Raw genomic sequence first — 12760 nt, forward strand, 5'->3', positions numbered from 1 at the left:
TGAATTTCTTCTGAGAATCTTAACCTTTCAGACTGATGATCAATTATTTGCAATAAAGTCGGGTTGATTACTTCTATAAAAGCTAGGTGCATAGGAACTTCAACTATTGGAAAGTTAAGCTCATTAGCAAGCTTTATAACATCATCTGGTAATTTGTCAAAAAACCTCTTAAGCTTTATAAACAACCCTGCAACGCCTGATTTATACAAGTTCATTATTATATTGCTAAACTCATCAATATTTATCATTAAAATATATCCACTTGTTAAAACCATTTCCCCGCCTTTTGCCCAAAGAAAAGGATCAGGTGCACAACCTCTGTTTGCTTAAAAAAACAACCTTTGAAAACAGTCTAAAAACCATTTTCAAAGGTTGTTGTTCTTGGTTTCTCTTCGCTACTTATTAAAGTTTAGTACTTAATTAATGCTTTTCAGAATATGAAGATATACTTTTTATCTTGAAACTTTCTGTAGTGAATTCCAAATCTAAGAAAAATGCCTGCCTCTTATCTTCTTCTTTTATATCGTCAAATCCCAATTGATAAACCATTGGATTAGTGTTAGATTTTACTGTTAATAGCTTATGCTTTGTGTCATAAGAACAAATATATCTAGTATAAGTGTTGTAATTATACCTTTTATTTCTCACAAATCCATTTGGCATGACCATTGCTGACAAAATATTATAGCAATTGGAAAGTGCCTCTTTATAATTATTGGATTCAATATTCATTCTAGTTAAATAAAATGCTTTAATAAATCTTGAAACAGGATCATATCCACCTGGCAAATCTTTGGCCGAGTTAAAAGCTTCAAGATTTTCTATATCTATAAGTTTATTGAGTCTTCTAATATGGGATTCAAACCCTGGAGAATTAGTCATTACATCATATGAATTTTCATAATAAAGTAGTTTTCCTCCTTTAGGTTCAATAACAATACACCTCTTAGTAGAGTCAGCAAACATAAAATGGAAATCTGGACATATTACATTTTCTCCTCTATGATCTTTAGTAGATATGTGGATATTTGGCAAATCCCCAACGAGTTCATCCACAGATTCATAATTTGCAAGAGCATAGGTAAAATAGTCTAGGCTAGAGATATTCACTTTTTCAGGTTCTAATTTATTAGAATAAAGGTTAAATCCTGAAAACTCGTTTGTAATTCCTATTAATCCATATTCATTTACTCCATCCTTCAATGGGTCTTGATTTTCAAAGCATATTCCTAGTGTCTTATATTTCGAATATAGTGAATTGCCCATTAAATCATTGCAAAAATTATAATTTCTAGGTAAATAGATTGCGTTATAATTTAAAGGAATCTCAAAATCCATAGTCCTCCCCATAACACAACCATCATCATAATTTATCTTTATACCTGTACACATATTATCACTCTCATTATCTATTGTTTTTATTTCCTCAACACTTTCATCTTTTAGTATGCCCTATGCACTTCTTTAAATATATTTATCTTTAAATAGTCTTAGTTCATTAGTGGTATCTTAATATATTAACACATAATCAAATTATACCATAAGTATCTCTCAATGATCTAATATTAAGAAGGAAACAGCTCTAAGTATAGTGATTTTTTGTGTTTCCATATATAGTGCAATATATTAGTCTTCTCAACATATTATTAATTATCGTAAATTAAGAAAGAAAACAATGAGAGAAATTACAAGTATTTAAAAAAATACTAGATAAAGCATTGATTTAATAGTCAAAAATGCCACTTTAATAAATGTCAAATATCTGTTTTAGTTTTCTAACGTGCTCCCGGCTTACAAGCCTAGCAACTTCCATAGATGCACAGTATTTATCTACCATAAGCACTACAAAAGTTTCCTTATATCTTGGTAAACTTATAGTTAATGGCCACATATGCTTTTTAATAATATCCTTTTCTATACCGTTTAAGGAGAAATATTTTTTTGCATTTTGCAGCGCAATTTTAGGATGAATAAATCCATGTAGTCCTTTATATGGTTTCCCGATATGCCAATCATATAGAAAAAAATCATGAAGCAATCCACCTCTAGCTGCAGAGCGATAGTCAAATCCTAATTTCTTACATATTTTATAGCTTAAATAAGACACATAAAGACAGTGGTCAAGACAGCTTACATTTCCATGTTGCAGATAATATTTCATTAACCCTATAATCTCATGACTAATCAAATCAACTATGCAATCTCTGTATTCTTTCTCAATTATTAATTCTGTTTTTAATTTCAACTTTGATTTTATTAATTCTACCATTTAAAATATCCCTCACGTCGCGATTTAAAATACCTGCATTTAAGATTAATAGACGAGGAAATGCAAGAAAAATTCTTTTGTATTTTATTATTATCTCCTTATACTTACCCATAGGCATATCTGAATGATATATAATTGCTTTTCTTAAATCTAATGTACCAATTACTGACTTAATGGTATCTATCAGGAAGTATATAACTAAAAAAGCTGCAATATACTTCTTGTTTGACAAAGGTATTAAATGAACAAACTGCTCAGTAGTGGGATGTATCACCTGTATTAATAAAAATGCTAGTATGCCCCATAAAAGAGAGTAGCTCAAGCAAATATACCCTTTAAAATTCATAATATTATTACTATAGTCCCACCATTTTGAATTAAACACTTTCTCTAATAAAAATCCAGTAATAAATTCTAAAACAGTAACTAATAAAGTAGAAAAGAGTAAGGTTATAAATAATGACATAAAATGATTCTCAAATATAATTGAAGTCCAATTTGAAGACTGAATAATCAAAATTGCACCGAATCCATAGATTGGCACAAATGGACCTATCAGAAATCCTCTATTAATAAATTTTCTTTGAGTTATACTTGCAAATGTTGTTTCCATCACCCATCCTATAAATGAATATACTGCGAAATATAATATTAGATCTAAAAACATATTCATAGCTTTACCCCCTATTCTTATCAGCTCTTATGTCAGATCCAATTCTTCTTAACCTTTCTTTTCATCTTCTCTTTTTGATTATGAAATTTACTCAAATAGTGTTTGCATAGCATTTAAGGCTTTTGGCAATTCTTCATCTTGATCAAGCAAAACCTGGATTCCTGTGCCAAATATCGAACCTAATATTAGTCGAGACATAGATTTTGTTGAATATCCTTTTAGTTCTTTCAATTGAAGATTTTTTAGGATATATTTTTCTATCATATCTGATAAATCTTTAAATAAATCACTTAGCAAATTACTAAAAGCAGGTGACCAAAGAGCCAAGCCTGTAAAATCATATAATAGCCTAAAGAGTCCAGGATTGTACTTTAGCATTTTTTTAAAGTATTTAATTAATGATTTTGCTCTTTCCCTAGGTGAGTCTTCCTCTTTTAGAGATTCTTCAATCTCATGTAGATATTTGTCAATCATCATTCTTACTACTTCTTTAAACAGCCCCTCTTTGTTCTTAAAATAATAATTTAGCTGACTTAGTACAACACCAGCCTCGTCTGCAATATCCCTCATTGAAACATTAGCATATCCTCTAGTGGATATGCATTCAGAAGCAGCTAACAGTATTCTTTCAGATTGACTTTGTCTATTGTTTTCAGAACTCACAACATCATCCCCTTTTGCAATTCGGTCGTACGACCGATTTTAATATAAAAATAATACTCTTTTTTGTTTTTGTCAAGTATTATTTATTATGATCAACTCTCATATCTAGTAAATTAATCACCTATCACAAAAGGTATCTCACACTTATTATGTTGACTTGTTAAATATTCTATCAATACCATTCCTATATTGCTTTCTTCTATATATAACTATTATTTTACCCTTCTTAACAATATTCCCTAAACTTAATAGTCTAGGGAAGACAAAGAGCCTCTATTTTTTACTAAAACCTTTGTTGACCTGCTACTTTTTATCAGGTTTCCTTTGAGTTGCAAGCTACTTAAGACTTTACTTTGTAAGCAGTGCTACTACTTGCACATGACTTAAGAAGTACAATAATGGTATCACTTAGGCCTAATTGCCCTTAGTAGCAGGAAGACTAAAGTATTTTAGAATATATCTCATAAACTTTCTGAATAATATAATATTAGTAAGCTTCTAAATGTCAAATCACATATCCGCCTTTTTCTAGACTTCCAGTCTTTTTCTAAGGCTAAGCCAATATAGGTACCCCATTTTGTAAAATAATAATGGCTCAATTTTTTATCAAATACTCCCTCATTTTCTATTAAAAGATTGCTAAGAAAATTAACTTGTTCTTTAAGCTCTGTAATATGCTTTACTACACCAAGCCTTGATAATAATTCCATTCTATGAAACCATATCATCCAGTCATTATCTTTTAGGGTACTAATACACGGATTAAAATCATGCATACAGAATGATGCAGGAGCAATTAGTTGATGTCCTTTTAATACTAGTATGTCCGGAATAGGCGATAATTTTATTAGATGTCTTATTGAGGAAGCAATCATTTCTTCATTTTCTCTATTTCTCCAACTCTTTGTAAATGCTAGTAGTCTAAGGTCGTATATGCTTGGCCATATTACCCCATCCCTAAAAACTAATTTATTCTTATATTGTTTTGTAATATCATCAATCTTATCTACAGTAAGTACAAACTTAAACTTATCTAATGAAGATTCTATTTGCTTCTTAATAAATCCTCTATTTTCTACACCAGCATAAGCAAATATAGTTGCTCTAATCAATTGGGATCCCCCGAAGCCTTTTTCATCTAATATTTTCCCTACATTAAATAAGCAGCCCTTGTCAAATGTTTCTTCTCTTTTTTCTAGCTCATTTAGCATTTTAATGATTTGTGGATGCTTTAATGATAAGCCCTTTTCTGATAATACCCTTATTGCAGTTTCAACTCCATTTTCACTATGAAAATCCTCATCTATCCATCCTTCAGAGTTTTGCTTCTCTAAAAACTCCATTACTAGCTTGTCTTCTAATATTTGCTTTTGCAAACTATTTTCTTCATGTAAACACATTTCATTAAAAACTTCTTTTCTTACCCTATATATTATAGAAGGGCAAGCATTAGCTAGTAAAAAATCAGTTGTTTTTTTCATCCTTTTTCCTCCTATATTCAATACTCCAAGCATTTCTTAAAGATTTAATAAAGCTTTTAACATCTTAAAATGACTTAATTCAATGAATTTCCATATTCATACAAACATAAGCTTTACAGCGAGAACTAATAGCCTAGTGGAGTTTAATATTGAAGTATCTAGCATCCAAGATAATATACCAGCAAATTACAATTTGTCTATCTTAAAAAGTATTTTATCTTTTTAAGACCATTCTTGACATTTGGATATCTCAATGGAATATCAAAACGAGTTGTCTGTTTAAGAATACTCTTCTTATGAGAAAAAGTATCGAAGCTTCCTTTCCCATGATAAGCTCCTATCCCGCTGTTTCCTACTCCTCCAAATGGTAAATATGGAGACACTAAATGATAAATCGTATCATTGATACAACCGCCACCAAAAGAAATACTTTTCAGAACTTTTTGTTCCACAATAGAACTTTCTGTAAACAGATATAGGGCCAATGGATTAGGATGATTATGAATCCCATTAATAACATCAGAAATATGGCTATACTCAAGAATTGGAAGGATTGGCCCAAATATTTCTTCCTGCATTATGGTATCCTCCCAAGTAATGTCTGTTAGAACTGTCGGTTCAATCACTAAATTCGCCTTATCACTTTCCCCACCAATTGAGATTTTTCCCTCATTCAGAAAAGTATTCAACCTGTCAAAGTGTTTTTGACTTACAATATGGGTATAATTTAGATTATTTATTGGACACTCTCCATAAAGTTCTCTAATAGCCTCCTTTAACTCCTTTAAAAACTCATCTCGAATATTATGATGTAGGTAGACATAATCCGGTGCTACACAGGTTTGACCCGCATTTAAAAACTTTCCCCAGGCAATCCGTTTAGCAGCTAGCTTAATCTTTGCATCTTCATGGACAATACATGGACTTTTCCCTCCAAGTTCTAATGTAATAGGAGTCAAGTGCTTTGCGGATGCCTCCATAACAATTTTCCCAACAGATACACCGCCGGTGAAGAAGATAGTATCATATTTCTCCTGTAAAAGCGCCTGACTTGTTTCAACACCGCCCTGAACTACTGCAATATATTCCTCTGGGTATAGTTCTCTAATTAGCTGTTCCAAAGCTTCAGAAGTTCTAGGAGTTAGCTCTGATGGTTTAAGTACAGCACAGTTTCCTGCAGCAATTGCTCCTATCAAAGGTGCGATTAAAAGTTGAAATGGGTAGTTCCAAGGAGCAATAATCAATGCTACTCCATAAGGTTCAGAATAAATGTAGCTTGACGAACCAAAAAGTGTAAGAGGTGTTTTTACTCGCTGAGGACTAGCCCATGACCGAATATGCCTTAAAGTAAAGCGAATCTCCTCTAAGATAACACCGATTTCCGTCGAATAAGCTTCAAATTCTGATTTATTTAAATCTATTTTTAAGGCATCAATAAACTTGTGTTCATTTCTCTTAATCCCATCCCTTAGTCTTTGCAATGCACTGATACGATAATCAATATCTTTTGTTTTTCCCGTACGAAAAAATTTTTTTTGATTGCTGACAAGAGCATGATAATTTTCCATGGTTACTCCTCCTACATGCTTTAATAACTAATCTTTTATTATTAAAAATTCTTTCGTTTTGTTTTGGCTATATAAATTACTTTTACAACATTCCCCACTTCTGATACTCAATTTCTTCTAGCAACCTCCAATGTTTTGCTGCTATAAAACCTTCTTATACGGCGCAATCATGCCTTCATTCATTTTGTTTCCTATTTTGACCTTTAGCAAGGATACTCGGAAATATTAACAATACGACTTTTATACTTTAGAACTGCTCTAAATCTGTCAATCATATCATTTAGCTGCTTATCGTCCTTAGCATAATCCGTAACTATAACTACATCTCCACCCTTTTCATCCTGACTGGAAGTAACAGCACTAACCGGAAGATACTTTGCAGTTACAGTATAATTTGGAATAGTTTCATATATATCATGCTCTATGCTCCAGCACACATATTCAAAAAACTTTTTCGCTTCTTTTCGTCCATTTTCAGTCAGGAGGTCATCCATATCCGCAGACAGCCCCTTAATATACTTCATACCAAGATCTTGGCAGTTATCCTGAATATACTTATGTGCAGTAACATCATAAAAATGCTTAGAAGTAGTGATCTGAGTAACAAATTTACCTGATAAATTGAGGCCAGATGTTTTTAGAAGTTCAATAAACCGATGCAGCTGACTTGGTGCAATGAAGGTGTAAACAGGATAAGAAAAAATAATTAGATCTACATCTGTTATTACGTCAGATACAGCTGAAAAGTCTTTTTCAAAGGATTTAATGTAGCGACCAACATGGAGAAAATGAAATTTATGCTCTGGAAAGTTCTTTTCCAGATACAATGAAGTTTGCAATGTAATACTATAGTCACCCTTAGGACTTCCGTTCAAAACTAAAACTTTCATACTTTGCCACCCATGCTTTCTTTTACTTTGATAATTTTCTAAAACTGTACAATTTAATGAAATATCTTTAAACTGTCACTCTTATCATTTTTTGACTATATAGATAAGTAATCGCTAATAATAAAACAATGATAAAGTGGCAATTTAAACATATTCTAAATATAGAATATCATTAAAAAAGCAATTGTTAAATACTAACTTTAATTTATATTTTATGTAATCTATCTCATCATAAATTTACATATTTCCTAGCCTTTAAATATGAAAAAACAAGGATTTATCTACTCACTTTATCTATCTTTGCTCTAAAAGGCTCTCTTGATATATTTCAATAATTTTATATCAGCTCTATAAGAAATGTTGGGGGACATGATATATTTACTTTAACATTTTATTTTTTACATACTTAATCAAAGATTGCTCCTTCACCTGTTTTTGCTTAAATCTTTATGTCCAACTGAAGCATAGAGTTTCCATGTTCTTACCAGATTAGCAGCTGCCTGTTTTGGATCGTCAGCCTCAGACACAGCAGACACAACAAAGAATCCACTAACTCCTGTCTGTGCAAGAGGAGGTATATCAACAAGTTTAACACCACCACCGACTACCACCGGAATTGGGCTGAGTTTAGCAATCTTTGAAATTTCGTCAAAACTTCTGGTGATCACTTTTCCATCTAAGTCAAGGCCACAATCTGGCTTTGTTCTTGTTTTATGCAAAGGTCCGACGCCTAAATAGTCAATCAGAGAAACATCCACTGTCCTAATATACTCAAATATTTCATGAGTTCTAGCTGATAAACCAATAATTGAATCTTCGCCTAAGTATTCTCGACAAACTTCCACTGGAATATCTGCTTGTCCAACATGGATTCCATCAACCCTTATCCCCTGTTTTCTCGCCGCCAAAATAACGTCCAAACGGTCATCTACCAGCAAGGTTACCTCTTCAGATTTACCAGCATGAGCAATTACCTCCGAGGCTTGACGGGTAAATTCAATCATTTCCTGAGCAGTGGCAATCTTCGAACGGATTTGTACACATGTAAATCCGGCTTCAACCGCATCCTTAATGATTGTCGCAACAGGTCGACCTTTCGTATTCTCAGGACCCACAACCAAATATGCTGATATATCTAATTTTTTTCTGATGCACATTATTCTTCCCTCCCTAGTTATCGTAGACTCTTCTTCCTACTTGTCTCCCACTTTTGTAAGCATAAAATTGTATGATAAGGTAAATCCGAATCACGAGACTTATTATATGATTTCTGCTATTCTAATTACATATTATTCACCTATATCGAAAGGTGCTATAGCAACAACAATTAGAGCGTTTGTAGATTAAACCTCCTCAATTTCAAATGGATTGTTAGCAATGTCCTCTGCACTTGCTTTATACAGTTCGTCGAGAAAATGAATCTGAAAACTTCCGGGCCCGTCCACATTTTTTTCAGCTCGGCTTCCCGCTAAATTGAACACCGCAGTACCAGTAAGTGCCGCAATAAACGGCGATGCAGCAGTTGCATATACTGCTATAACTCCACCCAATGAACAACCTGCCCCAGTTATTTTCTCCATAAAATGAGACCCTCCATGAGAAAAGACTATAACGGAACCATCGGTTATTAAGTCCGTTTTACCTGACACAGCAACAGCTCCACCTGTCCACTTGGCTAGCTCAACAGCCGCAATCTTTGCAGCGCTTACCGAATCTGTAGAATCAACACCACGAACATTGGATAGGTCTGTACCACCATCTAATCCCCATAAACCAGCCAATGCTAGAATTTCCGAAGCATTTCCTCTGATTACAGTAGGCTTGTACTCTTTTAACTGCCTTAACAGCTGAGTTCTAAGGGAACCAATACCTACTGCTACCGGATCCAGTACCCATGGCTTCCCAGCTTCATGCAATACTTTTGTAGTATAAGGTAAAGTCTGCTCATAAACCGGTAGAAGTGTACCAACATTTATATAAGTGGCTTCACCAGCCTTCGCTATAAATTCACCCTCATCAGGTAAGTAAACCATAGCAGCTGATCCTCCCACAGCAAGCTGCGCGTTAGCGACAAAATTAATTGTTACCGTATTTGTAATGGACCCTACCAGCGGATTTGTTCTTCTTACAGTTTCAATTGTCTGAATCATACTGTTTTGAATGTCCTTTTTTTTAATCATTTAATACTCTCCCCTTTATTGATATTATCACACTACCGCTAAGCCTCAGATTTTATCTTCCCAATTCATATGAGTTCTCCCTCAACATGTTCAGTTTTTAATAAAAAAAAAAGTGCTCTCCATTGGTAAGGAAAGCACTTATTAACATAATATAATAACTATAATATAATAATTATAATAATAATATTATTGATAATAAATTGCTTCCCTACACCAGTATTAACTGACAGGTTCAAAGGGTCAGGTTTTACCTTCTCAACTCAAATGAGTCCCCCCACAATTTCATTTATACGGTATCACTTATAACCTTTTGTGTCAAGTCCCATCTAAATTAAAGAGACTTAATCCTTTCGAGGTTAAGTCTCTTTTACAGTTACGATTTTTGCCAGAAAATCTAAGCAAACTTTCAACTCATTTTAATGTATTCATAACACGCCAAATATCCATTGTCATAAGTAAATTCCTTTATGGACTCAGTAGCGTCGTTAAACTCAGTCTTACAGTCGGTAACGGCTTAATTAAGGACTATAGATCTAGAAGCTGGATTTAATAATTCCTTAGGATACAACTTTGCTTTCTCATAGTTTGTTTTTTTACGTTCAGAGACAATTTTTTCGAAATGATTATTTAAAAATTTGATGCAAGTAATGCCGAATCGCCTCTTGTAAGTTTACCTTCCTCCATTATATACACAGAATTCCCATATTTTATTGTATCTAGCTCATGTGTTACCAATAAAATAGATACTCCTTTTTTTGCAATCTCAGAAAACAGTTCCATAATCTCTATCGTAGTTTTAACATCTAAGTCGCTTGTAGGTTCATCTGCAATTAACATAACAGGGTCGTTAATCAAAGCCCTTGCTATAAAAACTCTACGTAACTCTCCACCAGATAGATGTTTCGGAAACATCTCAGATAAATGAGAAATTCCCAATTGTTCTAGTAAACTTAGTGCTTTTGATGTAGGGTCACCCTCATTTTTATATAAATAAAACGGAAGGCGAACATTATCAAGTACTGTTAAATTTCCTAAAGCAGTATTTCCTTGTGGCACATACCCAATTTTTGAATTCCGATATAGTGAGATACTTTTATCGCTTAGAGCTAAAATATCCTGTCCATCAACATTAATGCTGCCTGAGGTTGGTTTTATTAGTCCTGCAATCATATTTAGCAATGTACTTTTTCCACTTCCTGAGCGTCCAATAATACTAACAAACTCTTCCTTGTCTATTGATAGGCTAACATTATCTACTGCAGAAAAACTTGTACTTCCCCGCATATATTTCTTTGTCAAATTTTTTATTGTCAGTACCATGACTATTCACCCTCTCTCATTGTAAGATAGGTTTCAGCTTTGCTAATCTTAAGCGCTCCATGGATAGAAGCTAAAAGCCCAACTAAAACAGATAATATTAAACTCAATGCTATAATAGCTAAAATACTACTATTCTGTGGCTGTAAATAAGGCAGTTGTAATTTGCTACTAATTAAATCACTAAAAGGGAATATAATCAAAGAGGTTAGTATGAGCCCTATAATCCCTCCAACAATACTCACTAAGACTGACTCTGTTAAAACAACTTCTACAAGCTTTTTTCTAGTAGCACCTAGTATCCTAAGAATGGCAAATTCTTTCTTCCTCTCATTCAAAGTTACAGAGAATACAATTAAAATAACTAGTATCCCTAATACCCAAATAACTGCAGTAATTAAATGGATATATGATTCTAAGCTTCTCAAGCTATCACCTATATTTGATACTATATGTTGAGATATAATAGTATCTACATTAGATACTTTTTGTTTAATCTCCCTTGCAATTAACCTACTATCATAAGCTGGGGCAATCTTGATAAATATAGCTGAAACAGATTCTCCTACATTTTCATCAGTAGAAATACTAACACCTACTTCTTTAGCATCTATAATTAATTGCTTCATTGTATCCTTGGTCACATAAACAGATCCATCAAGTCCTGTTCCTGTCCTTTTAAGATTTGCAATAATAGGATAATACTTATTAAAAAACATTAAAGTGTTATCCACAAGGGGCAAGACAGCACTACCTATTATCATCTCACCATCCTTAATTGGGTTATTATACACCTTAGTAATCCATGGCTGTATTAAAAAATCCGTCTCTGGATCAAAAGCAATTATAGGAATTACTGAAGAACAACATGCAGAAGAAAGAGGTGTCATATAAAATTGAGTTGTAACCTTATCGACCCCCTCTATCTTTTCAATTTCCTCAGCAATATCTGCACTGAAATAAAAATTGCTTGGTTCCGCTTTTAATAAAATATCCTCAACATTAGAGTCATTTCCTTCAGGTACAACCATGATATCTGCTCCAAGTCTACTTTGTAAGCTATAGAGCCCATTTTCTAGACTAGCAGCAAGAATTGATCCTCCAAAAAAAACTGATGTTAGTATTGCAACTACAGCCAAAAGACAAACCGTTCTGAATGGCTTTTGTTTTAAGTTGTTTATTGATAATTTAAAAGTTGTTAAAGGCTTCAATATCATACACTCATCAAATCCTTTTTACTTAATCTATAGAGATAAAATGTATTTAATACACCCATAGCAATCACTAAACCACTAAGTATCGTTAATGCTGGAAGTGTTCCTATTAAGCACATCATACCTGCTTTTTTACAAACACCAATCAATGTCTTTGGAATCAAAAAAGCTAGCACTCCATTTAATGCAGCTGCAATACTTAGTCCAATTCTAACTTGATTAGATCCTAAAATAAAATGTAGCACCCCCAAAATTGCAATTAAAATACCTATTCCCAATTCTGCACGTGCAGTCCAGAAGCATCTCATTTTAGGTTGCATAACACCTTCTTGAATTTCTTTACCTATTTCCCTTCCGGTTTCTTCCACCTGCATGCCACAAACAGGGAATATTATAATAGGTCCAAATGCAATTAGTAACCCTAAAATCATTAGAATAATACCGTTTAAAAGTCTGTTCTTCACGCTATCACCTTTCTCAACTAATACTCTTTAACACTTGTAAT

11 protein-coding genes, 2 pseudogenes and 1 riboswitch are annotated in these 12760 nt (G+C 33.1%); all 13 genes and pseudogenes read right to left on the reverse strand.

What is annotated here, in order from left to right; translation table 11 throughout:
- Window positions 1-56 precede the first annotated feature (56 nt).
- A pseudogene (locus DW1_RS15965) lies at window positions 57-299 on the reverse strand (PucR family transcriptional regulator ligand-binding domain-containing protein); the annotation flags it as partial.
- A 121-nt stretch (window positions 300-420) separates the two neighbouring features.
- Window positions 421-1392, reverse strand: coding sequence for a linear amide C-N hydrolase (locus tag DW1_RS13655; protein ID WP_074351365.1), 972 nt, complete (start codon window positions 1390-1392; stop codon window positions 421-423).
- A 352-nt stretch (window positions 1393-1744) separates the two neighbouring features.
- On the reverse strand, window positions 1745-2269 hold the full coding sequence (locus DW1_RS13660; RefSeq protein ID WP_074351367.1) for an HDIG domain-containing metalloprotein: 525 nt from the start codon (window positions 2267-2269) through the stop codon (window positions 1745-1747).
- Window positions 2217-2942, reverse strand: a complete 726-nt coding sequence (locus DW1_RS13665; RefSeq protein WP_074351369.1) for a putative ABC transporter permease — start codon at window positions 2940-2942, stop codon at window positions 2217-2219. Before DW1_RS13665 ends, DW1_RS13660 begins: the two co-directional genes overlap by 53 nt.
- 87 nt (window positions 2943-3029) lie before the next feature.
- Entirely contained in the window at window positions 3030-3605 is a 576-nt protein-coding gene (locus DW1_RS13670) for a TetR/AcrR family transcriptional regulator (RefSeq protein WP_074351370.1), read from the reverse strand.
- A gap of 461 nt (window positions 3606-4066) precedes the next feature.
- The gene (locus tag DW1_RS13675; RefSeq protein WP_074351371.1) at window positions 4067-5086 is read right to left on the reverse strand and encodes a hypothetical protein; all 1020 of its coding nucleotides are present in this window, start codon (window positions 5084-5086) and stop codon (window positions 4067-4069) included.
- 197 nt (window positions 5087-5283) lie between these two features.
- A pseudogene (locus tag DW1_RS13680) lies at window positions 5284-6657 on the reverse strand (aldehyde dehydrogenase); the annotation flags it as partial.
- A 200-nt stretch (window positions 6658-6857) separates the two neighbouring features.
- On the reverse strand, window positions 6858-7544 hold the full coding sequence (locus DW1_RS13685) for an NAD(P)H-dependent oxidoreductase (protein ID WP_083605684.1): 687 nt from the start codon (window positions 7542-7544) through the stop codon (window positions 6858-6860).
- Between the two features lie 425 nt (window positions 7545-7969).
- Window positions 7970-8701: a thiamine phosphate synthase gene (locus DW1_RS13690; protein ID WP_074351373.1), complete on the reverse strand. Its 732-nt coding sequence runs from the start codon at window positions 8699-8701 to the stop codon at window positions 7970-7972.
- A gap of 186 nt (window positions 8702-8887) precedes the next feature.
- Entirely contained in the window at window positions 8888-9724 is an 837-nt protein-coding gene (gene thiM, locus DW1_RS13695; protein WP_074351374.1) for a hydroxyethylthiazole kinase, read from the reverse strand.
- A gap of 187 nt (window positions 9725-9911) precedes the next feature.
- Window positions 9912-10010: riboswitch (TPP riboswitch) on the reverse strand.
- 341 nt (window positions 10011-10351) lie between these two features.
- Window positions 10352-11023 (reverse strand): ABC transporter ATP-binding protein, encoded by a 672-nt coding sequence (locus DW1_RS13700; protein WP_242942503.1) that lies wholly within the window; start codon window positions 11021-11023, stop codon window positions 10352-10354.
- A gap of 23 nt (window positions 11024-11046) precedes the next feature.
- On the reverse strand, window positions 11047-12252 hold the full coding sequence (locus DW1_RS13705) for an ABC transporter permease (protein WP_159433596.1): 1206 nt from the start codon (window positions 12250-12252) through the stop codon (window positions 11047-11049).
- Window positions 12253-12254: 2 nt separating this feature from the next.
- Window positions 12255-12719 (reverse strand): DUF4418 family protein, encoded by a 465-nt coding sequence (locus tag DW1_RS13710; protein ID WP_074351377.1) that lies wholly within the window; start codon window positions 12717-12719, stop codon window positions 12255-12257.
- Window positions 12720-12760: the final 41 nt, after the last annotated feature.

Source organism: Proteiniborus sp. DW1, assembly GCF_900095305.1.
Classification (GTDB): Bacteria; Bacillota; Clostridia; order Tissierellales; family Proteiniboraceae; genus Proteiniborus.

Coding starts and splice junctions, on each gene's coding strand:
- DW1_RS13690 (WP_074351373.1), bottom strand. CDS start 8,701: ATGTGCATCAGAAAAAAATTAGATATATCAGCATATTTGGTTGTGGGT.
- DW1_RS13675 (WP_074351371.1), bottom strand. CDS start 5,086: ATGAAAAAAACAACTGATTTTTTACTAGCTAATGCTTGCCCTTCTATA.
- DW1_RS13660 (WP_074351367.1), bottom strand. CDS start 2,269: ATGGTAGAATTAATAAAATCAAAGTTGAAATTAAAAACAGAATTAATA.
- DW1_RS13655 (WP_074351365.1), bottom strand. CDS start 1,392: ATGTGTACAGGTATAAAGATAAATTATGATGATGGTTGTGTTATGGGG.
- thiM (WP_074351374.1), bottom strand. CDS start 9,724: ATGATTAAAAAAAAGGACATTCAAAACAGTATGATTCAGACAATTGAA.
- DW1_RS13685 (WP_083605684.1), bottom strand. CDS start 7,544: ATGAAAGTTTTAGTTTTGAACGGAAGTCCTAAGGGTGACTATAGTATT.
- DW1_RS13665 (WP_074351369.1), bottom strand. CDS start 2,942: ATGAATATGTTTTTAGATCTAATATTATATTTCGCAGTATATTCATTT.